This is a genomic window from Pseudomonadota bacterium, assembly GCA_027624715.1.
In the GTDB taxonomy this organism is placed as follows: Bacteria; Pseudomonadota; Gammaproteobacteria; order Burkholderiales; family Eutrophovitaceae; genus Eutrophovita.
In genome coordinates this window covers 208,058-231,036 of record JAQBTV010000001.1, presented here as the reverse complement: position 1 = coordinate 231,036, position 22,979 = coordinate 208,058, and the positions used below count along the sequence as shown (strand labels likewise).

The window sequence follows — 22,979 nt, the reverse complement described above, 5'->3', positions numbered from 1 at the left end:
GCTTAATATTGCGGGTTTTGTAAAATAATTTCAGATACGAAGCGTGAACCGAAGTAAGCAATAATCAAGAGTAGGAAACCAATAACTAAAATCTTTCGCGCGACTTTCCCTCTCCAGCCAAGCAGGTGTCGACCGATCAGAAGTGATGCAAAAAGTAGCCATGACGCAATACTAAAAATTGTTTTATGGTTTATGGGCAGTATTGTTGACTGAATTTCCAAAGAAATGAAAATGCCGCTAACTAGGGCGGCTGACAAAGTTAAGAAGCCAAGAAGCAATATCGTGAATAAGAGAGTCTCGAGTTTCAATAGTGGTGGTAAATTTTCGATCAATGGTGAAAATTTGTGCTGATGTAAGCTTTTTTCGAGGTAGCTCATCATGAGCGTGTGAATTAAGGATACCGATAGTAGGCTATACGCAACAACCGATAACATTAAGTGGATTTTGAATATTGATAATTCAGAGTGGGGTATTTGTACTGATGCCCCATCGAGTAGCGGCAGCAAAGAGGCGATCGCTCCAAACGGCAATGAGAGCGCAGGCAAGGAGTTTTCCCCCGCCCACAAACTATGACTTGCATAAATGAGGCAGGTTGTCGCGACAATGAGAGAGGTAAAGTTTCCTAGTCCCAAGTGGAGACCGTTAAATCCTAGAGAGTAGTGATAGGTTAAGGCGATGTGTAATCCAATAGGGATAAGAGTCAAGAAGTTGACCCAAGGTTTCACCTTGGCCCACTTCAGACTCTCTACTGAAGGCGCCCGTAATTGTTGCCAAATGATAAGCGACAATGATGCGTAAGTAAGGGTCGTGGCAAGATGAAGTAGAATTGCGCGCATAGTTTTAATTCAGATCGTAACAGAATATAAGTCTAAATTTTATTAGGCTTACCTTTAAAGAATTTTAAAAGCATATGCTGGATACATTAACGGATCGCCTATCTAGGGTCATCAAGACCGTCAGGGGCCAAGCCAGGCTCACAGACGCTAATATTAAGGATGCTCTGCGAGAAGTACGTATTGCTTTATTAGAAGCAGACGTAGCACTCTCAATTGTTAAGCAGTTTATCGAAGACGTCAAGGTAAAAGCGGAGGGGCAAGAGGTGTTGGGTAGCCTTACCCCTGGTCAAGCGCTGATTGGGGTCGTTAAGGATGAGCTAACAGCATTAATGGGAAGTCACAACTCGGAACTCTCATTTGCTGCACAACGTCCCGTCATTATTTTAATGGCGGGTCTTCAGGGGGCGGGTAAAACCACAACTTGCGGTAAGTTAGCGTTGAAACTCTCAAAGGAGAAAAAACGCGTTCTGATGGTGAGTTGTGACGTACGGCGGCCAGCGGCTCAAGCTCAATTGATGGTCATCGCTAAACAAGTGGGTGTTGATGCTTATCCACCCCAAGTTGATAAATCTGCGATTGATCTTGCTACTGCAGCACTCGAGGTAGCTAAAAAAAGTTTTTACGATGTTCTTCTTGTCGATACGGCGGGCCGTCTATCGATTGATCAGGGAATGATGAATGAAATTAAGCTACTTAGCGACACGTTAAATCCTGTTGAGACGTTGTTCGTTGTTGATGCCATGCAGGGTCAGGACGCGGTTAATGTTGCACGCACGTTTGCGGAGAACCTAGCGCTAACGGGCGTTATCCTTACCAAGATGGATGGCGACTCGCGAGGCGGAGCTGCGCTGTCAGTGAAGAAGGTGACGGGGCAGCCTATTAAATTCATTGGTACTGGTGAAAAAATGACAGGTTTAGAACCTTTTTTTCCAGAACGAATTGCGACTCGCATTTTGGGGATGGGCGACATTCTATCTTTAGTGGATGATGCCAAAAGAGCGTTAGATGATAAAGAGACAGCTAAGTTTGCTAAGAAACTTAAATCAGGGAAAAGCTTTGATTTGGAGGACTTTAAGTTACAGATGCAGCAAATGCAAAATATGGGTGGTATGGAAAAGATTCTAGAAAAACTCCCTACAAAGTTCTCTCAGGTTGCCCAAGGGGCTTCACTAGATGAGAAAGTTACTCGTCGAACCGTTGGCATGATTGATTCTATGACGGTAGTCGAGCGACGTCGTCCAGAGGTTCTTAAGGCTTCAAGAAAGCGTCGCATCGCGAAAGGGGCCGGTGTGACAGTGCAAGAAGTCAATAAATTATTAAACCAATTTGGACAAATGCAAAAGATGATGAAGCTAATGGGTAAGTCTGGAGGGCTTAAGCGTATGCTTTCTGGAATGACGGGCTCAATGGGTTGAAGATAACTGGTGGTTAATGCTATTTTTATAACTTCTTATAGGGAAGGAAAACGAAATATTTCATGTTGCACATTATTAAAATATTGATTGTATTATCTTTCTCACCAGTGACTGCTTTGGCGGCCATTGAGTACACCGCGTATTCTGATTACGAGCGAGAGAAAAATTGGGCGGATCAAATTATTCCCTCGATTATAGTGGGTAATCCCGTTTGGATAGAGCAGTCCAACGAACATAAATTTTTAGGCATTTATACTGAAGCTGAAAATCCCAAGGGTGCGGTGATCATAGCGCACGGAAGAGGGTGGAATCCTGATTTTGAGTTGTATGGCATGCTGCGCGTTTTGTTAGCTGAATCTGGCTACAGCACGCTGTCGATTCAAATGCCTATCCTTGGTGGAGGCGCAAAGGTCGGTGACTATCTCCCGACTTATCCCGAGGCATTTCATCGGTTTGATTTGGCTGCTCAATTTCTTAATGAGAAAGGTTTCGATAATATTTCCATTGTCTCGCATAGCCTTGGGGCTACCATGGCTAACCACTATCTGATCACGGTAGACGAAACACTAGTGAATTCATGGGTATTTATCAGTATTCTTAATGGGTTACAAGAAATGTTCAGAATTAAGATACCCGTTATGGATGTGTTTGCGTCGGACGATTGGGAAGTTACAGTAGTTGGGGGTTATGAACGAAAACAACAAATCGTAAAGGTCCCAGGTTCCACGCAGGTAATCATTCAAAATGCATTGCATTTTTTTGAGCGTCGTGAAGAAACCCTTGTGTCAGAAATTGCACAATTCCTCGATTCAATTTATAGTAATTGATCATAATTGCTGTTGTAAAAACAGCAGGGCGTAGATACAGTTGCGTTTTTCGGTTAAAAAAGCGTAAACTACTCGGCTGAATTAAATTCGATTATCACGTTAACCTAGACTTTACGGATACCAAATGGTTGTAATTAGATTATCAAGGAGTGGAAGCAAGTGTCGCCCGTTCTACAATATGGTCGTAGCAGACTCGAGGAAACCCCGTGACGGACGTTATCTTGAACGAGTGGGTTTTTATGATCCTCTAGCCCCTGAAGGGGTGGAAGGTCTTCGTATTGATGTTGATAGACTCACTTTTTGGCAAGGCAAAGGCGCCCAGTTATCAGATACAGCAGCGCGTCTAGTTAAGCAGCTTGGCGGAAAAAAATCAGCCTGAAGGCTTGATTTTCATGGGCCGGTTGTTGGCTCCGTATGGCGTTAAAGGCTGGCTTAGAGTTCAGTCCTATGCCGCATCTCCTCATTCTTTATGTGAATATTCACAATGGTGGGTCCACGTCGAGTCCGAGTGGGTGTGTGTTGAAGTAGAAGATTCCCGTGTTCAGCATCAAGGGTTGATCGTGAAGTTTGTAGGATTTGAAGATAGAGAACAGGTAACAAAATTAAGGAGTTCAGAGTTCGGGGTACGGCGCGATCAATTGCCCGAGCTACCGGAGGAAGAATACTACTGGCACGAGTTAGTCGGATTCTCTGTTATTAATACCAAGGGTGAGGACCTTGGGGTCATTGATCATTTGTTTGATTCTGGCGCTCAGCCAGTGATTGTGTTGAAAGACGGTAAAGAAGAACGGCTCATCCCGTGGATAGACCACGTTATTGAGCGGATCGATACCGGGAATAGGATCCTCGCCGTTGACTGGGAGCTAGACTATTAACTTTTTAAATATTTACAAATCATGAAACGCTTCGACGTGATCACACTATTTCCCGAGATGTTTTCTGCGTTAACTCGCAACGGGGTTACCGGTCGCGGGGAAAGCAGGGGCGTTTACGATCTTGTGTGCTGGAATCCAAGAGAATTTACTGATGATCCGCGACGAACAGTTGACGATCGGCCTTATGGTGGTGGTGCCGGCATGATTTTAACGCCGAGCCCATTAGTTAAAGCTATTCATACAGCTAAGTGTCGCCAATTGAGTACGGGGATTCAGTCAAGCACAACGATTTATCTTTCTCCTCAGGGGCGGGTGTTAACTCAAGAATTGGTCAAGGAGATCTCGACTTTTGATGGTCTTGTCTTGTTGTCAGGCCGGTATGAGGGAGTCGATGAGCGAGTTATCGAAGGCAGTGTTGATCTTGAGGTGTCTATTGGAAACTACGTTTTGTCGGGAGGAGAACTCCCTGCAATGGTCCTTTTAGATGCCGTTATTCGCTTGCTTCCTGGCGTACTGAACCATTCTGAGTCGGCTGTTGATGAAAGCCATTCCTCGGGCATGCTTGAGTACCCTCAATACACTAGGCCAGAGGTGTTTAATGGGACGCGCGTCCCGGAAGTACTTTTAAGCGGGCATCATGATGAAATCAGGCGATGGAGGCAGGAGCAATCTCTAGTACGTACGCGTCTGAAGCGTCCAGATCTTTTGAAGACAGAGGATCCAAGTAAGCAGTAACCCTGAATGTATAGATTCAAAATGAATAAAGACTTGCTGTCTAATTGCCTTCTGTTTGGATATCAAGATATAATCGTAAGCTAAGGGGTAACAGTTATGAATTTAATAGAGCAACTAGAAAAAGAAGAAATTGAGCGGCTGGGTGTAACGATCCCAGACTTTTCTGCCGGGGACACTGTAGTTGTTAACGTGAACGTGGTCGAGGGTGAGCGAAAGCGTGTTCAAGCATATGAGGGTGTTGTCATCGCGAAAAAAAACCGCGGTTTAAATTCCTCATTCACTGTGAGAAAAATCTCTTCGGGCGTTGGTGTTGAGAGAACATTTCAATCATATTCGCCTTTAATTGCGAGTATTGAAGTGAAGCGTCGTGGTGGTGTACGGCGCGCTAAATTGTATTACCTCAGAGATCGTTCAGGTAAATCTGCGCGAATTAAAGAAAAACTGCCACAGAGGAAAAAGGCTGCAGTAGAAGGTTAAGCTTTGTTTCGGTTCGTGCATAAGAATAAAATGGCGGCTATTAATAGTTGCCATTTTTGTTTCTAGCCCTCGGCCTTCTTGAATCGGTAAAAACTAATCTGACGGGTTTGTGACTCAACTTGAGTGCTAACTGATATGTCTGTTGCCCAATTGTACATTCGAGCACCTTTTGGCTACATCAGTGTGTTAACCACAAACGATTTAGTTATTAGGATTGATTACTGCGCCCATGAGAAAGGGTTTCAGGCTCATTCTAACAAGTTGTCTGTTGAGGTTATGAAGCAAATTAATGCCTATCTGATCGATCCAAGTTTTACATTCGATTTGCCACTAAATATGCAAGGTTCAAGTTATCGAAAGCGAGTTTGGGATCAAATTGCAAAGATTCCAGCTGGAGAAACCAAAACGTATGGTGAAATCGCCGTATCAATAAATTCCTCTGCGCGAGCGGTGGGCCGTGCCTGCGGCGATAATCCGTTCCCTCTAGTGATTGCGTGCCACCGGGTCGTGGCCCGAAACGGAATAGGCGGTTTTATGCATTCAACCGGAAGTTTCGCACTGAAGGTAAAATACTGGTTACTCACTCATGAGGCCAAAGCTGCACGATAATTCAATGAATTTCGGAGGCAACATTCAAACAATTGACTATTTTTGTGATTCTTTGTGGTTAGAGGATGGACTATCTAAGAATACTTTGTCCAGCTATCGGCGAGATTTGTGTATGTTTACGCGATGGCTTAAGGAGACACAAAACGTCACTGACTTGTTAAAAGTTACAAATGCGCACATCTTGGGATATCTCGCTTATTGCTTTGACTGCCGAAAAAAATCTCGGACTACTGCACGATGTTTGTCTGTATTCAAGCGTTTTTATCAATTTTTATTAAGAGAAGGAAAGCTTAGGGTTGATCCAACCTTTAACATTGAGGCTCCAAAAATATCAAAAGGCCTGCCCTCGATATTAATTGAGGACGAAGTCAGTCGATTGATAGAGTCTCCTGATGCCAAAACGAAGATTGGTTTGCGAGATCGCGCAATGCTTGAGACGCTCTATGGCAGTGGTTTAAGAGTGTCGGAATTGGTGCCACTAAAAATGAATCAAGTTAACTTATCAGATGGAGTTGTTCGCGTGATGGGTAAGGGAGCGAAAGAGAGGGTTGTGCCTCTGGGCGAGCAAGCCTCTGACTGGATTGCTCGTTATTTTCAGGAGGGGCGTCCCGCTCTTTTGGCTGGACGCTTGTCCGACGACGTTTTTGTCACGAATCGTGGATCCGCTATGTCGCGTCAAGCTTTTTGGAATTTAATCCAAAAGTATGCGCTCGTATCTGGTATCCGAAAAAAGGTATCACCGCACACATTAAGACACGCTTTTGCAACGCATTTACTTAATCATGGTGCTGACTTGAGGTCAGTGCAGCTTTTGTTGGGGCACTCCGATGTGTCGACGACACAGATTTATACCCATGTTGCGCGTGAGAGGCTTAAGAACTTGCACCAAGAGCACCATCCGAGAGGTTGAGGTTGTGTTATTTGAAATCTCATTGATTGGTTTGATCTTAGCAAGCTATTTAACCGGCTCCGTTTCTTTTGCGGTTGTCGTCAGCAAGCTGATGTCACTTCCCAGCCCCTATAGTTATGGCTCTGAGAATCCAGGGGCAACCAACGTACTTCGCACTGGAAATAAAGTAGCAGCTTTGCTTACTTTGCTTGGTGATGGTACCAAAGGTTTTTTTGCGGTTCTGTATTTACCATTATGGATCATATCGGACACTGTTTGGTCAGGACACGAATGGGCAGTGGGTTTTGCACTGATCGGAGTTCTTTTCGGTCATATTTTCCCTTTGTTTCATGCGTTCAAGGGTGGTAAGGGGGTTGCAACAGCAGCTGGAGGGTTGCTTGCTCTAGATCTTCAGATTGGTTGTGCTGTATTTTTGATTTGGTTAATCGTTTCCGTTATGTTTCGGTACTCTTCTCTGGCTGCAATTTGCGCGACGTTTATGGCTCCAGTAATTATTTTTTGGCATCTGGATAACTTAGAATTAACCGCGCTCACCAGCGTTGTGAGCGTAATATTAATTTTGAGGCACAAGAAAAATATTGTTAACTTATTACATGGTACCGAGTCAAAAATCGGAAAGAAGGAGAAAAACTCTTGTTAAAAAATATTTTGATCAAGTAGATTGAGAAAATTTAACTAAACGCTCAGTGGCCAGCGTGGTTTGATGTCAAATGGATTTGGACCCGCAATTAAACGCTCAGTGGCCAGCGTGGTTTGATGTCAAATGGATTTGGACCCGAAATGCCTTCCGAAATTTTTAAAGCCCCAACCAGGGCGACCATCGCGCCGTTATCCGTGCAAAATTCAACAGGCGGATAGTACACCTTAAAGTCCTGTTCTTTTGCTTGCTGGTTTACTTTTCTACGTAACTCATTGTTGGCACAGACGCCTCCCGCAATTACTAGAGATTTCGATTTGTTCCGTCGGAGTGCCCGACAGCATTTCTGTGTCAGTACTTCGGTGACTGATTCTTGAAAACTTGCTGCGATGTCCGCTCTTAGGGTACTGGATGCCATGACTTTTCTCGCATCCAATTTGTGGACTAGTTGTGCGACTGCTGTTTTGAGGCCGCTGAAGCTGAAATCGCAGTCGAGATCGGGTCTATTGAGCATGGGTTTGGGTAATGGATATTTAAAGGCATCACCAGTCTCTGCAAGCTTTGAGAGTAAGGCGCCACCAGGGTAAGGCAAGCCAATGATCTTCGCTGTCTTATCAAAAGCCTCACCGGCAGCGTCATCCCGTGTGTCACCCTGAATGACATAATTACCAATACCGTCGACTTGAATGATCTGAGTGTGGCCCCCAGAGACCAGTAAGGCTACAAACGGGAACTCAAGCTCAGGGTTGCTCAGCAGAGGTGATAGTAAGTGCGCCTCGAGATGATGCACTCCAATAACCGGTTTTTTGAGCGCATAACCTAAGGCGTTCCCGACGGTGCTGCCCACAAGCAATGCGCCTGAAAGTCCTGGGCCTCTTGTATAAGCTATTAAATCAATTGAGTTTAATTTGGTATTTGTCTCGTCAAGTAGATCCTTGATTAGTGGGAGTAACTTGCGCACATGGTCTCGAGAGGCTAGCTCTGGGACGACGCCTCCGTACTTCGCATGGAGTTGCGCTTGCGAATACAATTTGTGTCCTTTTAAGCCTTCTATCGTGTGATAAAGTGCTACGCCGGTTTCATCGCACGAAGTTTCAATTCCAAGCACTAACTTTGGTTTCGTGGTCACTGCGACATCCTATTCTTTAGTTATTTGCATATTAGGGGAAAACTTTGGTACACTCACGCCCCTTCGCTGGAAAACCAGCGCAACTATACAGATTAAATATTTATCTATGCCAATTGTACGACTTAAAGAGAATGAGCCATTTGAGGTGGCGATAAGGCGGTTCAAGAGAACCGTTGAAAAGACCGGTTTATTAACTGAGCTGCGTGCGAGAGAGTTCTACGAAAAGCCGACCGCTGAGCGAAAGCGTAAACATGCATCGGCAGTCAAGCGACATCACAAAAGAATTCGTAGTCAGATGTTGCCTCCAAAGATGTTTTAGCAACAGTTCATCTTCAGCGGTAATTTGAAACGGTGCATCGCTGAGCGTGCACCGTTTTTATTTGTGGGGACAAGAGCTCGAGTCGTGTTGGAGATTAAGGTTTTTTTGTATTGAGTGAATTTGGGGAGAGAATCTAATGAATCTGAAATCAAAAATTGAACAAAATATTCGAAGTGCAATGAAAGCCAGAAGTGAAATTCAACTCTCTACGCTCAGACTGCTTATGGCTGCATTAAAGCAACAAGAAATTGATCGCAGGGTTGATCTGAATGACGGGGAGGTGATCGCGATTCTTGAAAAAATGATCAAACAACGTAAAGAGTCTATATGCATTTACCAGGAGGCGAATAGACGAGAACTGGCTGACCGGGAGCAAGCCGAGCTTGATATTTTGATGACATACTTACCCCAGCAGCTCAGCGTGGAGGAGATGAGCGCCGCAGTTGGGGTCGCTATTGTGAATGCGAATGCCAATGGGCCTAAAGACATGGGTAAGGTGATGGCACTACTGAAGTCCGAATTGGCTGGTAAGGCTGATTTTTCGGTAATCTCGGCCCTTGTGAAGGAAGCACTCTCATAGCCGAAAGGCTGATATACCTCTGGTTGAGGGTGGTGTCGTTGTCTAGCCTCAATCCGTGCTGAGTGAAGAGAATTTGAGTAACCGTATATGCTAATTACGTGATAGTTTGGCGCATATGATCCCACAAACTTTCATTGATGAACTGTTGAACCGCGTTGATATTGTTGACGTTGTAGAGAAATTCGTGCCGCTAAAACGAAGTGGAGCGAACTTGTCAGCTTGTTGTCCTTTCCACGAAGAAAAAACGCCTTCTTTCACCGTGAGCCAACAAAAGCAGTTTTATCATTGTTTTGGGTGTGGTGCGCACGGATCGGCAATATCTTTTCTCATGGAGCAGCAGGGCTTAGGTTTTATTGATGCGGTTGAAAATCTCGCTGCGCGTGTGGGTATGACGGTGCCTAGAGATCAGCGAAATGAAAACGACGAGCAGAGAAAAGACCCCCAGGAGTATTTTTTGTCGACAAGTAGAGCGGCAAGTCACTACAAACGATGCCTTAAAGACGCTCCCGATGCTATTAAGTATCTAAAGGCAAGAGGCATTGATGGCGGTGTTGCGGCTAAATTTTTAGTGGGTTATGCGAGCGAAGATTGGCAAGAGCTTAAGCGTGCATTCCCAGACTATGATGACTCCACTACACTGCTGGAGGCTGGTCTTGTTAATGAGAAGGATGGGCGTCGTTATGATCGTTTCCGAGACAGGATTATTTTCCCAATTAGGGATTTTCGGGGTCGTATTATTGCTTTTGGGGGACGTGTAATTGACAAGGGAGAACCTAAATACCTTAACTCTCCTGAGACTCCTTTTTTTCATAAAGGAAAAGAGGTTTACGGATTCTGGGAATCACGACATTCGATCAGGCAGGAAAGGCGTATTGTGGTGGTTGAAGGCTATATGGATGTTGTGGCTCTTCATCAAAGCGGAATCACTTACTCGGTCGCGACTTTAGGCACTGCGGTGACGGAATTTCAAGTTGGAAGACTCCTTAAACAGTGTTCAGATTTGATATTTTGTTTCGATGGTGATTTGGCTGGGCGCAAGGCTGCATTAAGAGCGTTGGAAAGTAGTCTCGGTCAGGTAGAAGATGGAAGCAAAGTATCGTTTCTTTTCCTTCCAGAGGGTGAGGATCCAGACAGTTTTGTGAGGTCACAGGGTCGCGAAGTTTTTGAGCGCTACATTGTTGAGGCTACTCCGATGTCGGATTTTTTAATCAATGACTTAACTCGTCAGTCAGGGAATTTAGATTCCGTAGAAGGTAAATCGAGATTGGCGTCTTTATTTAAGCCTGTCGTGGCTCAAGTGAAAGCGCCAATGATCCGAAAGTTATTGATTGAAAGAGTGTCAGCGTTGACTGGCCTAACGGCTCCAGATTTAGGTGATGTGCCTCAAGCACAAACGTACAAATCATTTCGAAGAGTCCCCGATACGCAAGGGGCTGTCTGGTCGCGTGCAACGAGTGCGCCATCCGTACTAAAACACTTAATTGAGATGTTACTTGTTTTCCCGGAGTTGGCTCGTGGCACGGATAGCGCGCACTTACTTGATGTGCGTCCAAGCTTACAACAACGGTTCGCTGCTTCAGAATTTGATTTGCTGGCTGAGTTGTTGAGGTTGGCTATAGAACAGTTGAATCAGAGCCAGATAATAGAGCGTTTCCGGGGTTCTGCTTTTGAGGGAGCAGTGCTTAAAGGCTCGAGTTTGGCACACACCCGATATCAGCAAGGGAGCATTGATTTCAATCTTGTGAAAGAGGAGTACGCCCAAGCGTGGGATCAATTGAGCCATTTGGCCCGTTTGAATTTACAAAAGGAATTATTATTAAACAGAACACCTTCGAGTCTTACTGAGGAAGATAAAGCCCGTTATAGAAGTTTAACGAATTCAAAAATAGACTCGAAATCAGACTGAATTGAGAAAAACACGATATACTTATGGGTTAGCTACAAAGCGCAGTTCTTAATGCGCTGGCTGGATAGATTTCCTACGATTGTTACTTAGAGGCTAGACTGTATGGTGAGTGACTCCCTTTCAAAAAAACGAGGCAGAAAGAAAAAAAATAAACAAGCTGAAAGTCAGCAGCCCTTAGATCCTGAAATTCGGCGTACGCGGTTAAAGACTTTAATCGTTCAAGGTAAAGAACGAGGGTTTTTGACATACGCCGAGATTAATGACCATCTACCTGATGAGATGTTGCAGACGGATCAAATTGAAACGATCGTCAGTATGATTCATGATATGGGTATCCAAGTTTATGATGAGGCTCCGGACTCGGAAGCGCTACTTCTAAACGAGAATGCTCCGCCAGTCGCTGATGAAGACGCGGTAGCAGAGGCAGAGCAAGTGCTGTCAACAGTTGATTCAGAGTTCGGTCGCACGACTGACCCGGTTCGCATGTACATGCGCGAGATGGGAACTGTTGAGCTACTGACTCGGGAGGGTGAAATAGAAATCGCAAAGCGTATTGAGGAAGGGTTAAGGCATATGGTTCAAGCGATTTCGGCTTGTCCAATGACGATTACTCAATTGCTTGAGCTTGCAGAGAAAATTGAGAATGGTGAAGTCAAGATTGATGAGGTCGTAGATGGCTTGATTGATCCACATGCCTTAGCTAATGAGGAGGACGAAGAAGACAGCAGTGCCGATGTTTCAGCGTCTTTAAATGCCGACCACGATGATGATGGTGACGGTGAGGACGATGAGGAGGAAGATGAAGAGGCACTAGCGGCTATTCAGGCAGCCAACTTAGAAACGCTGCGTCATGAGTCATTGGAACGTTTTTCAAGGGTTAGAGCATTAAACACAAAGATGATGAGAGCGCTGGCGCGGGGTGGTGCAACCTCAACGGCTTACCTTAAACACCAGTCTGATATATCAGACGAGCTTTTGTACATCCGCTTCGCTGCGAAGCATATTGAGACTATGTGTGATGCTGTAAAATCTGTAGTGCACGAGGTCCGCACACAAGAGCGAAATATCATGGACCTGGCCGTTGATAAAGCAGGCATGCCAAAGCTCCGATTTATTAAAACCTTTCCAGGGCATGAAGTTGATCCTAAGTGGATAGAGCGAGAAATGGCGGTGCGTAAGCCGTATGTCGAGACTTTAGTGCGCTTAGCTCCTGATATTCTTGAGTGCCAAAAAAATCTTGCGAACATTCAATGTTACATAGGCATTTCTCTAGCGGCGCTTAGAGAAATTAATAAGAAAATGTCGACAGGGGAAGCGAAGTCACGACGCGCAAAGAGAGAGATGACTGAGGCTAATTTGAGGCTCGTGATATCGATTGCCAAGAAGTATACAAATCGCGGGCTACAGTTCTTGGATCTAATTCAAGAGGGTAACATTGGCTTGATGAAAGCAGTGGACAAATTCGAGTATCGACGAGGATACAAGTTTTCAACTTACGCGACGTGGTGGATTCGTCAGGCGATCACTCGATCTATTGCGGATCAGGCTCGAACGATCCGTATCCCGGTTCATATGATTGAGACGATCAACAAAATGAATCGTATTTCAAGGCAGATTCTTCAAGAGACGGGCCTGGAGCCAGATCCCGCTACGCTTGCAGAAAAAATGGAAATGCCTGAGGATAAAATTCGAAAAATTCTTAAAATATCGAAAGAGCCAATTTCGATGGAAACTCCTATTGGAGATGACGAAGATTCGCATTTGGGTGATTTTATCGAGGACATGAGCACCTTGGCCCCAATGGATGCGGCTGTGTATACGAGTTTAAAGAACGCGACTTCGGAAGTTCTCGATACACTGACTTCTCGAGAGGCGAAGGTTTTGCGTATGCGTTTCGGTATTGAAATGTCTACTGATCATACTCTGGAAGATGTCGGTAAGCAGTTTGATGTGACTCGAGAACGGATCAGACAAATTGAGGCGAAGGCGCTAAGAAAACTCCGTCATCCGTCACGTTCTGAGCGATTAAAGAGTTTTACAGACGGTGATAATGGTTAGTGAGAGAGTCACCTCTTAAAGTTTGCGTGGGCCTGTAGCTCAGCTGGTTAGAGCAGAGGACTCATAATCCTTTGGTCCTAGGTTCAAGTCCTAGCAGGCCCACCATCTTGCAATCCCACCCAATCAAATTACCCCCTGCTCTAGGCTAGACACTTCATTTGTCAAAGTGGTTCTGCGCATATCGCGCATTTCTTTCGGGTTATAGCGACGAGCTCTGTGCATCGTTACGCGGTTGTCCCAAATCACTAGGTCCCATGGACGCCATATGTGTGCGTACACAAACTGTCGTTGGGTGGCGTGTTCATTTAATTCAAATAATAATGAACGTGCTTCTGGCATAGGCCAGCCTTCAATGCCACCGGCGTGGCTTGATAAATACAGCGAAAGGCGTCCAGTGTTTGGGTGACGACGCACAAGGCGCTGGCGAACTGGCGCCCACTTGGCACGCTCCGGATCGGTGAAATCGTCAAACCCTAAGATGGCACGCGAAAAAATTTGACTGTGTGAGCAAATAAGATCGTGTACCTCGGTCTTTGTTGCAGCGTCTAGTGCATCGTATGCGGCACGCATGTCCGCAAATTCCGTATTTCCACCAGCACCTGGAATTTTACGCGCAGACAACATCGAATACTTGGATGGTACATCCTTAAAAGAGCTGTCAGAGTGCCACATCAAATTACCCAAACTGAATAGCCGTCGCCGGTCATCGTGCGGAAGCAACTCGCCATGTTTGTCGAGGTTTGAAATGTCGTTCAAATCCATACTCAGACGTCGGTCCTTCTCTGAGTGGATGTCACCCGTGGCTTCTTCGAGGCGGCCGAGTTGACGGCTAAACGCTATTTGCTGCTCATCGTCCAAATGCTGGTCGTGAAATACCAGTACACCAAAGCGGTCCATGCCCGCGTGGATCGCGCCGACTTCGACATTACTCAGGCCGCGCGTCAGATCAATACCTGATGCCTCTCCAATAAAAGTGGGTCTTGCGGGATCAATAGGCTGGATAGCGTATGACATGAGATTTCCCATTAAAAAACTTTAACACTATCACATCACATAAAAAATTCCATCAGTTGTTTGCCTAACCCACATGGCAAGGGAATGTGAACGGTTTTTATCTATTCATGCCCTTGATTAGCAACTTTCTCGGCGCTAACAAACGCACCAGCATTCTAAATACCTTTCAATGTATCGCCGCTGCTTGCCGAGGCATTGCGTTTACTGCCTTAGCATGCGCCATTTAAGAACTGCCCAACATATTTGTCACCGCGATATTAGTTATTAATCAAATGGTAGAAAGTACCCTAACCATGGAATTTGCCATCACGGTATTCGTTTTATCCATCCCGCAGAAAATGCCTAAACTGTTATTACTGACGTATCAGACGAACATGTACCGTGATGTCTCTTCTAAGTCGGCGCGAATGTTGGTAATGACTGTGCAATCGTCTTGCGCAGCAACCCCCACTGTTTTAACGCTACCCGGACGCTTGTCTAACCTACCTCAATCCAAAGATATTGTTTAAAACAACATTAATGAGGTTAAGAGTTGTCGATATGCTTCCACATATACCAACACCCCACAGTTCTAAAAGGTTTCCACTTCTCAGCTGTGTTTGCAAACGATTCTGCGTTTGGGTAAAGAATACCGTGCGCCCGATTGAGTCCGGCATCATTGAGTGGAAGTACATCCAATCTGTTTAGCGTAAACATTAAGAACATCTCAGCAGTCCACTTTCCAACGCCCCAAAATGATGAGAGGTACGCAATAACTTCATCATCTGTTAAATCTTTGAAGTGCTTTAAATCCAACCTTACATTCACTACCTCCTTTGCGATACCTTTTATTGTTTTTATTTTTGCTGAAGATATTCCGCAACCCTTTAATAACTCCTCTTTAGCATTCAAAATATTTTCAGGTTTGAAGGGACGTCTTCCGACAACTTTCACAAGTCGTTTTTTTATAGCGCTACTTACAGTCGAAGAAAGTTGCTGACTAATAACTGAACTTACCAAAGAGTCAAAAGGGTTTCTTTTATTTGCTGTTACTATTGGAGCAGGACCAAATTTTTTGATTAAACGAGAAAGAACCTTATCTTTTTTTGATAGGTGTTCCTCAATAATTAGCGCACCAGCCATAGCAAACCCAACAGATAAATGTTTGTTCATTAAAATAATAACTTGCTACCGACGGTCCCGTGTCTCTGCGTAGGTAAATTAAGCTTATTAAGTGATTATTCAGTTTATTGTTCGTTAGGTTTTCTGAATGGAGGAAGATGAAAGGTAGAGTACTGCAAGAACGTCGACTCAAAAGATGAGCTTGTTTGTCTGATAAATTGATAGTGGGCTCTCCGTTTTTGGAGAGCCCACTGTTTGCGTTACGGTGCTAGACGTTTATACAGATTTTTAAAAATAATCAAGAATGCGGCACCTTGTGCATAGATGGCAATACTATTGACGATATCCTGGAGGTAGAAACCGATTTCTGGGATCTCAGTCAAGGTCAGAGTACCAACAAACATGGTCAGGGCCATAGCGCTAACGAGCACACGTACGTGTGTCTCTGCTGGTGTGTTATAGCCAAGAACAAGTCCACAAATCAGCAACAATACGGGCGCAAGCGCAAAGGGAATAGCTACTATTTCAATACCAACTATTATGGCGATAAGTAATGCTATGTATCCAACAATCTTGTCTGTATTCATGATGCCTCCGCAGAAGTTTTTGAAATAAAACAATGAGCACTCAATTAGTGCACCGAAACTCTATAGCCCCTGTTGACTGGAAGTCAACACAAATTTCCTACATATGCACCATTTTGGTGCTCTATTTATGCATAAAATTTCGGGTGTATTCTGCATAATATTAGCTTGAAGTTGATATCTCTAGGTTCCTGAGTGCTCTTTTTAAACGCTGTTATGATCACACGCTTTTAGATCCGTGAGTATTTTAGTAGATGAGCTTTGATCGCATGATACGATTGGGAATGTTTTTTTTTAAAAATTGCAGCCTGATTTTATGTGTGTCCGTGGTTTACTGCGCTATAGCCGCTGATGAGCCTGTTGCGTTTTCTGATTGTGATGCGTGCCCCATGATGGTACTGATACCACAAGGCTCTTTCGAGTTGCGAGTGCCTCCTTGGGGTCCGGGGCGTCCAAACGATGAAGGTTATTTTTATCCTGTGACTTTTGCCAAGGGTTACGCTATCGGCAAATACGAGATCACCGTTTTAGACTGGCGCCTGTGTGTTGCGGATAGCGCTTGCCCTCCTCTTGAAATGGGAGGATCAGATCGAGACCAAATACCCGTTTTTAATGTGACCTGGTCAGAGGCAAATCGATTTGCTAAGTGGTTATCCAAAAAAACAGGTTTTATATATAGACTTCCGTCAAACGCCGAATGGGAATATGCGGCTCGCGCGGGTTTAGGTATGAATCGACATTTTGATATTCCAGCCAAAGCGCTTTGTAATTTTTCAAATACGTATGATCAAACTGCCCATCAAGAGTACCAATCAGGGAGTGAATTTGTTCCCTGTTCGGATGGATATCATGAGTTCGCGCCCGTTGGTCAATTTGCCCCTAATGCATTCGGTCTACATGATGTCATTGGTAATATGTCGGAGTGGACCGAGGATTGCGTGAGCCCAGATTGGCGTGGGGCACCTCTAGATGGGACGGCTTGGCTCAAGGGAGACTGTTCTTTGAGGGGCTTTAGAGGGGGGTCTTGGCTAAATAATGAGCCGTATTATTTAGTCGAGTCGAGTCGATTTAGGTACTCGGGTTCTAGGGCTGATGATTTAGGGTTTCGTTTGGTCAGAGACATTGAATAACGGGTAAATAAAGAGATAGGTGGACTTGGTTTTCCTAATCCTCGTCGTCGAACTCGCTCTCCCACTGTAAGGATTCAATGAGATCATCAACAATATATTCGATACACTCTCCGGCTTCTTCTTCTTCGTGAACAGTCATTCCCTCAATTAATGAACCTTCCTCTCCATCTAGACACCGTTCCACAAAGATTTGGGAGTTGGGCCAATTGTCGGAGAGTTCTTCTGAAAGCAGCGCTATAAACATCTCGAACTCATTTTCAGAGGGAAAGTCGAGCATCTCTTCAGAAATGTAGTAAGTGATACGAACAGCGTGATCCATGGTTTCATTGTACGGGTTTCGATATCGTTAATTATCTTGCGTTTAATTCGAGAGTTGGTCAATGATTTTGTTCGTAGCGGATCGATTTATAAAATGACTTTTAGCCTGAGGCATCAAAATCTACTGCGCGCGATAAATAGCTCGCATTGAGTTCATTCAGTTGCGTGACTCCGAGTAGTCCTAGCGTCAGATCGATCTCTACCTTTAATATTTTAATACAGTGTTCAACGCCAGCCTGCCCCCCCCTGAGGCGGGTCCGTAAAGCCACGGTCTACCGAGCATGCACGCCTTAGCCCCCAGAGCAATGGCTTTGACTACGTCTGAGCCCCGACGGATACCGCCATCGAGTATTAAGGGGTAATCATCACTTACTGATGCTTTGATTTTTGCCAAGGCAGAAATCGATGAAATTGCCCCATCGAGTTGTCTGCCGCCGTGGTTGGATACAATCACGCCATCCGCCCCAATTGATTCCGCAATTCTCGCATCTTCAGGTGAGAGAATGCCTTTAATTACAACGGCCCCCTCCATTGTTCTTTAAACCAAGCGATGTCATCCCAATTCATAGGGACATCCCATTTTGCTTTAATAAATTCCGTTATCGATATTACAGAGTTGGTATTGATACTCATGTTATCGAAATTCCGGTATTTTATTTTTCTCCCCAACCCAACATCGAAGAGCCAACATGTATGTATTTAAAAATCAAATAGGGTAGTGCGTGTGAATTTAGGAGGGACCACAAAGCCGTTGCGTATACCCCGTTCGCGCGCCCTGAGTAATTTTGTGTCAACGGTAACGACCAACACGCTACAGAGCAGTTCTTTGGCAATACGAATAAATTCTCGCGTAATACCTTTATCTCTTAGGACGTTGAGTTGAAACCACTGCCTTGCCGACGTTTTTTTGTGATCTCCTCGATGCTACACGTCGACATTGATGAGGGGCAAAAGGGTACGTTTTGGTTTGCTGCGGCCAGGGCAGCTTGATTTTCTCCTTCACATCGAACCAGACCTGCGAGTCCCATTGGTCCAAGTACGAGTGGAGTAAAATATCGTTGTCCGAATAACTCAACTTCCTGGTTCCGACGAGAGATATCGCTCAGTACTCTATGTACAAATCCCCAATTTTTGAAATCGGTATAATTGTGTCGTAGAGTGGTTTCGTCTTGAGCGCCTCCATCGATGAATTCAAAAATTGATTTTGGGAGCCTTTCCTTCGCCTGAAGCCTTAAGTCGTCGACGTTGATGCATTTTTCTCGATATGTCAATGGGTTGGAAGCATAGACAGTCGAGATGAAAAGCCTCGGTTAAGGCCGTTGTGGGTTTTCGTTCCAAATCATCGGTGTGTAATGATTGCGAGGATTGGACAGATCTTTCAAATAAAGTGAAGGTACCATTTCCCAAGAAGCCTCCACTAATGCATCCGTGAGCTCATCAGCAATTTCTGGATATTTACTCACGACATTCAATTCTTCTGAGGGGTCCCTCTCAATATCGTAGAGTTCTCTTTGCGAGGGAAGTGTACTAACCAAAATAAGTTTCCAGTTGTCTCTTAATATAGCGCCTCCCAGTTCTGTGACGTTCAGTACTAGAGCCCTATTTGGGAGTAATTGGTTTTTAAAAAGTAGCGGTAATATGCTGATGCCATCTACTGGTTTAACTTGACTATTATTGCTCGTCGGAGCTCCCGCAATTTCAAGCAAAGTGATATACATGTCAACAACGTGGACGCGCTCGGTAGAAATTATTGGTTTGATTTTTCCGGGCCAGGAGATTATTGCTGGAACGCGCACACCACCTTCATAAAGTGATCCGCTTCCCGAGCGAAGTGGACCATTATCGCTCACGTTTTGATGAGTATCACCATCTCCGGATAAATATTTACGTTTGACTGAGCCACCACTATCACTATGAAAAACAATAACTGTGTCTTGACGTATCCCCTTTTTATCGAGCGCTGAGAGAATTGCGCCAACACCCTCATCAATTTGGGAAACCATAGCTAGGTAGGTTTGTACCGCTTGATCCTCGATCTGGTTGAAATTTCTCACAAGGCGGTCGGGTGCTTGAAGTGGCATCCCGGGCGCTGGAAAGCTAATCATCATAAAAAGTGGTACGGTCTGATCGTGGGCAGCTATGAGGGCTGCAGATTTTTCACTTATTAGGTCGGTTGCGTATCCAAACTCCGTAATTTGTTTTTCACCCTCAAACCAGTCAGTTAGACCGATCGTATTAATTTTTTTTAAGTGGTCCGCAGTCGGCGTGAGGCTACCATAGAAATAATCAAAACCTCTTTGTGTCGGAAGGTACTCCCTTTTTGCGTGACCCAGTAACCAAGAACCAACCATGGTTGTTCGATAACCTGCTAGGTTTAGCGCTTGTGGAAGTAGGCGTTCGCTCTGAGGAATCCCATAGGTACTCCAAGATAAAATCGAGTTGGTTTGAAGTCCAAATCGATAGGGATAGCGGCCAGTCAAGAGTGCTGCACGAGTCGATGACGAATAAGGTAGCGTATAAAAACTTTCGAGGCGAGTGCCAGAGGCTGATAGCGCATCCAGGTGCGGTGTTGGCGCACGTCCCCCATGAAACCCCAGATCTCTCCATCCTAAGTCATTCGTCATGATGTAAATGATATGAGGCTTATCTCCTGCATTAGCCCATCCAGGATGGATGATGCAACTTATGCAACTGAGACATGTCAAGGCCGCAAGAAAAAATCGTTCTAGTCGATTAGGTATCATATTGTCTCAAGTATATCTGATCGAGCATCGCTCAATATGCCTTATGGCTAACTATAAGCTACCCATTAACCGTTCTCTACGAAGTTAGCAGCTCATTAGATTTGGTATACAATCAGACTTTTTTATGCCTTTATCCCGCCCCTCAGAAATTAAGCAGTTGGTCTCCGACGTAGCTCTCAAATTGAGACTTACCCGTCTGATAAGTGAACTTGGATTCGCTGTCGCTGTGACTTTTTTTGCTTTTGCAGCCTTGTTGGTTCTATCAATTCCGTTCGATCTCGTCAAATCCGGTTGGGCTGCGATTGGCCTCGGTGGGTTTATTTCAGCTTTGCTCGTGTATATCTGGTTCAAGGCCTGGACAAGTGTTGATGCTCAGGATGCAGCGCGGTACCTGGATGAGAGAGCAGGCTTAAAAGATGAGGTGCTTAGCGCTCTGTGGTTTATGGAGTCGAAAAGAAAGCACTCAAGTGTCGGGGAGAGCGCTTTTGTTATGGCCCATCTTGAACGTGCTGTCGCGCGTATCCAACCAATTAAGGCGGATACGATGGTCCCGCTACGTGTTCCCCAAAGTGGCAAGATTGCAGTTATTGCGATCTTATTTTTCGCAGTTACCTGGGTAGGGACATCAAATGTTGTGACTGCCCATAAGTCGGATTTAGACGTTCGAACTATTGCAAGCTCGGAGAATATAAACGCAGCGTCGAATCGTGTTTCTGGAAGGCAGGAAGCAACAGATATTAAAGAAATAAATGAAGCCCTTGATGTGCTTCAGCGTGACGACGTTAGTTTTGAAGCGAAAAAGGAGGCTTTGAGAAAGGCCCGAGAAGTGTTAGATCAAATCAACATGGACGCTGTTATGACGCGCGAAGGATTGTCTAAATTATCAAAAATTCTTTTGGAGCAAAAGGGATTTGAAGCCGTTGGTCGGGCTTTGGAGCAAGGCAAGATTCAAGAAGCCTTAATGCTACTTAAAGAAAAGCAAGAAGAACTTGCTGCTTTATCCGATATCGATGGGCAACTTGGTATTGAGGAGCAAAAAGCAGGCGCAACGGTACGTAGTGAAAATATATCGTCCGCCGAGCTTGGGGACGCTGCGCGCGATCTTTTGAATGAGGTAGGAAGGCCAGACCCCCGAAATATTACGCGGTTGATTGAAAACTTAGAGCAAGCACAACAGCAGATGGAGTCTCAAGAAAGAGCGAATACAGCTGCCTCTAGAATGGAGAGCGCAGGTGAGCGCATGGGACTGGCTCAAACCAATGCTGCGGAGCTTGGTGGCAGATCAGCTACATCCGATCAAGTACAAGCGAGCAATGGATCACCCTCACCTGATGCTGGGAATAATGATATGTCGGGCGGCTCACTTTTTCGTCAGGGAGCAGTGAATGCTAATGAGAAAGATAAAGGTGATGATGGCAGCTCGACAGGGGCGCCCGAAGGGCATGCTGCTGCATTAGCGTTGGAAGGCCGTATGACGCAACGTTTAGATGCAGTTTTGCGTCTAGAAAAAACTCAAGTGAAAGGTGATGATAGTGTCGAAGGCGAGGAGTCGGCTTGGGAGTTTCAAGCAAGCAAGAGAGCGAAAGCTCGAACGGAAACCGTCCAAGGCTTAGATTCTGGCACCTATGACGACGTGGATGTAATTAACGGTGAATTTGTTTCTGTAGAACAGAGACAAGCGGTACAACAGTATTTTTTAGAAATTCATGAAGGAAATAAGAGATGACGTCAAGTGTGGAGCAACAGGTAAAAATTTTTCAAGATCGTTTCTCTCAAGTTGTTGATGAGGTCTCGAAGGTCATCGTTGGCAATGAAGATGTGATTTCAAACGTCATGACGTGTTTGTTGGTTCGTGGTCATGTGTTGCTCGAAGGTATTCCAGGAATTGGGAAGACAAAGATCGTACAAACGTTATCGGATGCAACTGATCTAGGCTTTTCTCGAATACAATTTACGCCCGACCTAATGCCTGGCGACATCATCGGTGCTAATGTCGTACGAGAAACTGATAGCGGTAAAAAATCGTTTGAATTTCAGAGAGGCCCTGTATTTACTAACATACTGCTTGCAGATGAAATCAACAGGGCAACACCCAAAACACAATCTGCCCTTTTGGAGGCGATGCAGGAGAATAGTGTCTCTGCAGGTGGGGCGACGCACAAACTTGATCAGCCGTTCTTTGTTCTGGCTACTCAAAACCCGATCGAGATGGAAGGTACCTATCCTTTGCCTGAGGCGCAGATGGATCGATTTTTGTTCAAGTTAAGGTTAGATTTTCCCAAGGCAGCAGATTTATTAACAATCGTTGAACGTACCACGCAACAAGATGAATTAACAGCATCGCACGTGCTTAGTAAAGCTGAGATTTTGGAAATGAGAGAAACAGCGCGAGCAGTTCCTGTTGCTGAGCCGGTTATGCGGTATGCAATAGCACTCGCCCTTGCGACACACCCTGAAAGTACTGAGGGGCACGATTTAGCCAAGCAATATGTTCGATTTGGTTCGAGTCCTCGTGGCGTGCAGTCATTAATCTTGGGTGCGAAGGTCAATGCGCTGCTCAATGATCGATTTTATGTGAGTATCGATGATGTCAAAGCGGTTGTGATGCCAGCGTTAAGGCATCGTGTTCTGATTAATTTTGAAGCTGAGGCGGAGAAAGTAGACTCTGACCAAATCCTTGAGGAAATTGTTCGTTGTGTTGCGTTACCTAAAACTTAAGTGCCAGTGCTTAAACACCTCAAACGCAGCCTCTATTAAAGAATAGTGTTGAAGATT

The 22,979-nt window shown here is 45.0% G+C and carries 25 protein-coding genes and 1 tRNA gene; 18 read left to right on the top strand and 8 right to left on the bottom strand.

The features are described from left to right. Positions 1-2: 2 nt before the first annotated feature. Complete coding sequence (gene ccsA / locus O3A65_01210; GenBank protein MDA1331079.1) at positions 3-836, bottom strand: cytochrome c biogenesis protein CcsA; 834 nt, start codon at positions 834-836, stop codon at positions 3-5. Positions 837-910: 74 nt separating this feature from the next. Between ccsA and ffh the strand changes: the two genes are divergently transcribed. From ffh to plsY, 9 genes are all read left to right on the top strand, one after another. Beyond that, entirely contained in the window at positions 911-2,251 is a 1,341-nt protein-coding gene (gene ffh, locus O3A65_01205; protein MDA1331078.1) for a signal recognition particle protein, read from the top strand. Between the two features lie 62 nt (positions 2,252-2,313). Beyond that, a complete protein-coding gene (locus O3A65_01200; GenBank protein ID MDA1331077.1) occupies positions 2,314-3,078 on the top strand; it encodes a DUF3530 domain-containing protein in 765 nt (254 codons plus the stop codon). A 124-nt stretch (positions 3,079-3,202) separates the two neighbouring features. Continuing rightward, positions 3,203-3,457, top strand: coding sequence for a 30S ribosomal protein S16 (gene rpsP / locus O3A65_01195; GenBank protein MDA1331076.1), 255 nt, complete (start codon positions 3,203-3,205; stop codon positions 3,455-3,457). 13 nt (positions 3,458-3,470) lie between these two features. Continuing rightward, positions 3,471-3,953 carry a ribosome maturation factor RimM gene (gene rimM, locus O3A65_01190; GenBank protein MDA1331075.1) on the top strand — a complete coding sequence of 161 codons (483 nt, stop codon included), beginning with the start codon at positions 3,471-3,473 and terminating at the stop codon, positions 3,951-3,953. Between the two features lie 21 nt (positions 3,954-3,974). Further along, entirely contained in the window at positions 3,975-4,688 is a 714-nt protein-coding gene (trmD, locus tag O3A65_01185; GenBank protein ID MDA1331074.1) for a tRNA (guanosine(37)-N1)-methyltransferase TrmD, read from the top strand. Positions 4,689-4,784: 96 nt separating this feature from the next. After that, positions 4,785-5,165, top strand: a complete 381-nt coding sequence (gene rplS / locus O3A65_01180; protein MDA1331073.1) for a 50S ribosomal protein L19 — start codon at positions 4,785-4,787, stop codon at positions 5,163-5,165. Positions 5,166-5,300: 135 nt separating this feature from the next. Continuing rightward, positions 5,301-5,774: a methylated-DNA--[protein]-cysteine S-methyltransferase gene (locus O3A65_01175; protein MDA1331072.1), complete on the top strand. Its 474-nt coding sequence runs from the start codon at positions 5,301-5,303 to the stop codon at positions 5,772-5,774. A 4-nt stretch (positions 5,775-5,778) separates the two neighbouring features. Then, positions 5,779-6,684: a site-specific tyrosine recombinase XerD gene (gene xerD / locus O3A65_01170; GenBank protein ID MDA1331071.1), complete on the top strand. Its 906-nt coding sequence runs from the start codon at positions 5,779-5,781 to the stop codon at positions 6,682-6,684. A gap of 4 nt (positions 6,685-6,688) precedes the next feature. Beyond that, on the top strand, positions 6,689-7,324 hold the full coding sequence (plsY, locus tag O3A65_01165) for a glycerol-3-phosphate 1-O-acyltransferase PlsY (GenBank protein MDA1331070.1): 636 nt from the start codon (positions 6,689-6,691) through the stop codon (positions 7,322-7,324). Positions 7,325-7,412: 88 nt separating this feature from the next. On the opposite strand, the gene tsaD is transcribed toward plsY, so the two are convergent. Continuing rightward, on the bottom strand, positions 7,413-8,450 hold the full coding sequence (gene tsaD / locus O3A65_01160) for a tRNA (adenosine(37)-N6)-threonylcarbamoyltransferase complex transferase subunit TsaD (protein MDA1331069.1): 1,038 nt from the start codon (positions 8,448-8,450) through the stop codon (positions 7,413-7,415). A 106-nt stretch (positions 8,451-8,556) separates the two neighbouring features. On the opposite strand from tsaD, the gene rpsU reads away from it, so the two are divergent. The 5 genes from rpsU (at position 8,557) to O3A65_01135 (ending at position 13,418) form a co-directional block, all read left to right on the top strand. Continuing rightward, positions 8,557-8,769 carry a 30S ribosomal protein S21 gene (gene rpsU, locus O3A65_01155; protein MDA1331068.1) on the top strand — a complete coding sequence of 71 codons (213 nt, stop codon included), beginning with the start codon at positions 8,557-8,559 and terminating at the stop codon, positions 8,767-8,769. A gap of 136 nt (positions 8,770-8,905) precedes the next feature. Then, the gene (locus O3A65_01150) at positions 8,906-9,349 is read left to right on the top strand and encodes a GatB/YqeY domain-containing protein (GenBank protein ID MDA1331067.1); all 444 of its coding nucleotides are present in this window, start codon (positions 8,906-8,908) and stop codon (positions 9,347-9,349) included. 115 nt (positions 9,350-9,464) lie between these two features. Next, on the top strand, positions 9,465-11,255 hold the full coding sequence (dnaG, locus tag O3A65_01145) for a DNA primase (protein MDA1331066.1): 1,791 nt from the start codon (positions 9,465-9,467) through the stop codon (positions 11,253-11,255). Positions 11,256-11,357: 102 nt separating this feature from the next. After that, the gene (gene rpoD, locus O3A65_01140; protein ID MDA1331065.1) at positions 11,358-13,313 is read left to right on the top strand and encodes an RNA polymerase sigma factor RpoD; all 1,956 of its coding nucleotides are present in this window, start codon (positions 11,358-11,360) and stop codon (positions 13,311-13,313) included. A 28-nt stretch (positions 13,314-13,341) separates the two neighbouring features. Then, a tRNA-Ile gene (locus O3A65_01135) sits at positions 13,342-13,418 on the top strand. Positions 13,419-13,436: 18 nt separating this feature from the next. Here the strand turns inward: O3A65_01135 and O3A65_01130 are convergent. After that, the gene (locus O3A65_01130) at positions 13,437-14,327 is read right to left on the bottom strand and encodes a TauD/TfdA family dioxygenase (protein ID MDA1331064.1); all 891 of its coding nucleotides are present in this window, start codon (positions 14,325-14,327) and stop codon (positions 13,437-13,439) included. A 293-nt stretch (positions 14,328-14,620) separates the two neighbouring features. On the opposite strand from O3A65_01130, the gene O3A65_01125 reads away from it, so the two are divergent. Beyond that, positions 14,621-14,836 carry a hypothetical protein gene (locus O3A65_01125; protein MDA1331063.1) on the top strand — a complete coding sequence of 72 codons (216 nt, stop codon included), beginning with the start codon at positions 14,621-14,623 and terminating at the stop codon, positions 14,834-14,836. 16 nt (positions 14,837-14,852) lie between these two features. On the opposite strand, the gene O3A65_01120 is transcribed toward O3A65_01125, so the two are convergent. Beyond that, positions 14,853-15,479 carry a hypothetical protein gene (locus tag O3A65_01120; protein MDA1331062.1) on the bottom strand — a complete coding sequence of 209 codons (627 nt, stop codon included), beginning with the start codon at positions 15,477-15,479 and terminating at the stop codon, positions 14,853-14,855. A gap of 209 nt (positions 15,480-15,688) precedes the next feature. After that, positions 15,689-16,015, bottom strand: coding sequence for a hypothetical protein (locus O3A65_01115; protein ID MDA1331061.1), 327 nt, complete (start codon positions 16,013-16,015; stop codon positions 15,689-15,691). 251 nt (positions 16,016-16,266) lie between these two features. On the opposite strand from O3A65_01115, the gene O3A65_01110 reads away from it, so the two are divergent. Continuing rightward, positions 16,267-17,142, top strand: a complete 876-nt coding sequence (locus O3A65_01110) for an SUMF1/EgtB/PvdO family nonheme iron enzyme (GenBank protein ID MDA1331060.1) — start codon at positions 16,267-16,269, stop codon at positions 17,140-17,142. Positions 17,143-17,176: 34 nt separating this feature from the next. On the opposite strand, the gene O3A65_01105 is transcribed toward O3A65_01110, so the two are convergent. The 3 genes from O3A65_01105 to O3A65_01095 form a co-directional block, all read right to left on the bottom strand. Continuing rightward, entirely contained in the window at positions 17,177-17,461 is a 285-nt protein-coding gene (locus O3A65_01105) for a hypothetical protein (protein MDA1331059.1), read from the bottom strand. Positions 17,462-17,665: 204 nt separating this feature from the next. Continuing rightward, positions 17,666-17,992, bottom strand: a complete 327-nt coding sequence (locus O3A65_01100; protein MDA1331058.1) for an alpha-hydroxy acid oxidase — start codon at positions 17,990-17,992, stop codon at positions 17,666-17,668. A gap of 778 nt (positions 17,993-18,770) precedes the next feature. Further along, positions 18,771-20,204 carry a sulfatase-like hydrolase/transferase gene (locus O3A65_01095; GenBank protein MDA1331057.1) on the bottom strand — a complete coding sequence of 478 codons (1,434 nt, stop codon included), beginning with the start codon at positions 20,202-20,204 and terminating at the stop codon, positions 18,771-18,773. Between the two features lie 124 nt (positions 20,205-20,328). Here O3A65_01095 and O3A65_01090 point away from each other — a divergent pair, with 124 nt between their 5' ends. Both O3A65_01090 and O3A65_01085 read left to right on the top strand, forming a co-directional pair. Beyond that, positions 20,329-21,930, top strand: a complete 1,602-nt coding sequence (locus O3A65_01090) for a hypothetical protein (GenBank protein MDA1331056.1) — start codon at positions 20,329-20,331, stop codon at positions 21,928-21,930. Next, on the top strand, positions 21,927-22,922 hold the full coding sequence (locus O3A65_01085; GenBank protein MDA1331055.1) for a MoxR family ATPase: 996 nt from the start codon (positions 21,927-21,929) through the stop codon (positions 22,920-22,922). Before O3A65_01090 ends, O3A65_01085 begins: the two co-directional genes overlap by 4 nt. Positions 22,923-22,979: the final 57 nt, after the last annotated feature.

What these genes read in the sequence shown, in the direction of transcription:
- O3A65_01110 (MDA1331060.1), top strand. Translation starts at nt 16,267, where the DNA reads ATGAGCTTTGATCGCATGATACGATTGGGAATGTTTTTTTTTAAAAAT.
- O3A65_01130 (MDA1331064.1), bottom strand. Translation starts at nt 14,327, where the DNA reads ATGTCATACGCTATCCAGCCTATTGATCCCGCAAGACCCACTTTTATT.
- dnaG (MDA1331066.1), top strand. Translation starts at nt 9,465, where the DNA reads ATGATCCCACAAACTTTCATTGATGAACTGTTGAACCGCGTTGATATT.
- rpoD (MDA1331065.1), top strand. Translation starts at nt 11,358, where the DNA reads ATGGTGAGTGACTCCCTTTCAAAAAAACGAGGCAGAAAGAAAAAAAAT.
- xerD (MDA1331071.1), top strand. Translation starts at nt 5,779, where the DNA reads ATGAATTTCGGAGGCAACATTCAAACAATTGACTATTTTTGTGATTCT.
- O3A65_01120 (MDA1331062.1), bottom strand. Translation starts at nt 15,479, where the DNA reads ATGAACAAACATTTATCTGTTGGGTTTGCTATGGCTGGTGCGCTAATT.
- O3A65_01085 (MDA1331055.1), top strand. Translation starts at nt 21,927, where the DNA reads ATGACGTCAAGTGTGGAGCAACAGGTAAAAATTTTTCAAGATCGTTTC.
- O3A65_01150 (MDA1331067.1), top strand. Translation starts at nt 8,906, where the DNA reads ATGAATCTGAAATCAAAAATTGAACAAAATATTCGAAGTGCAATGAAA.
- O3A65_01175 (MDA1331072.1), top strand. Translation starts at nt 5,301, where the DNA reads ATGTCTGTTGCCCAATTGTACATTCGAGCACCTTTTGGCTACATCAGT.
- ccsA (MDA1331079.1), bottom strand. Translation starts at nt 836, where the DNA reads ATGCGCGCAATTCTACTTCATCTTGCCACGACCCTTACTTACGCATCA.
- rplS (MDA1331073.1), top strand. Translation starts at nt 4,785, where the DNA reads ATGAATTTAATAGAGCAACTAGAAAAAGAAGAAATTGAGCGGCTGGGT.
- O3A65_01105 (MDA1331059.1), bottom strand. Translation starts at nt 17,461, where the DNA reads ATGGATCACGCTGTTCGTATCACTTACTACATTTCTGAAGAGATGCTC.
- O3A65_01095 (MDA1331057.1), bottom strand. Translation starts at nt 20,204, where the DNA reads ATGATACCTAATCGACTAGAACGATTTTTTCTTGCGGCCTTGACATGT.
- rimM (MDA1331075.1), top strand. Translation starts at nt 3,471, where the DNA reads ATGGGCCGGTTGTTGGCTCCGTATGGCGTTAAAGGCTGGCTTAGAGTT.
- trmD (MDA1331074.1), top strand. Translation starts at nt 3,975, where the DNA reads ATGAAACGCTTCGACGTGATCACACTATTTCCCGAGATGTTTTCTGCG.
- ffh (MDA1331078.1), top strand. Translation starts at nt 911, where the DNA reads ATGCTGGATACATTAACGGATCGCCTATCTAGGGTCATCAAGACCGTC.
- O3A65_01100 (MDA1331058.1), bottom strand. Translation starts at nt 17,992, where the DNA reads ATGGAGGGGGCCGTTGTAATTAAAGGCATTCTCTCACCTGAAGATGCG.
- rpsU (MDA1331068.1), top strand. Translation starts at nt 8,557, where the DNA reads ATGCCAATTGTACGACTTAAAGAGAATGAGCCATTTGAGGTGGCGATA.
- O3A65_01200 (MDA1331077.1), top strand. Translation starts at nt 2,314, where the DNA reads ATGTTGCACATTATTAAAATATTGATTGTATTATCTTTCTCACCAGTG.
- O3A65_01125 (MDA1331063.1), top strand. Translation starts at nt 14,621, where the DNA reads ATGGAATTTGCCATCACGGTATTCGTTTTATCCATCCCGCAGAAAATG.
- O3A65_01115 (MDA1331061.1), bottom strand. Translation starts at nt 16,015, where the DNA reads ATGAATACAGACAAGATTGTTGGATACATAGCATTACTTATCGCCATA.
- rpsP (MDA1331076.1), top strand. Translation starts at nt 3,203, where the DNA reads ATGGTTGTAATTAGATTATCAAGGAGTGGAAGCAAGTGTCGCCCGTTC.
- O3A65_01090 (MDA1331056.1), top strand. Translation starts at nt 20,329, where the DNA reads ATGCCTTTATCCCGCCCCTCAGAAATTAAGCAGTTGGTCTCCGACGTA.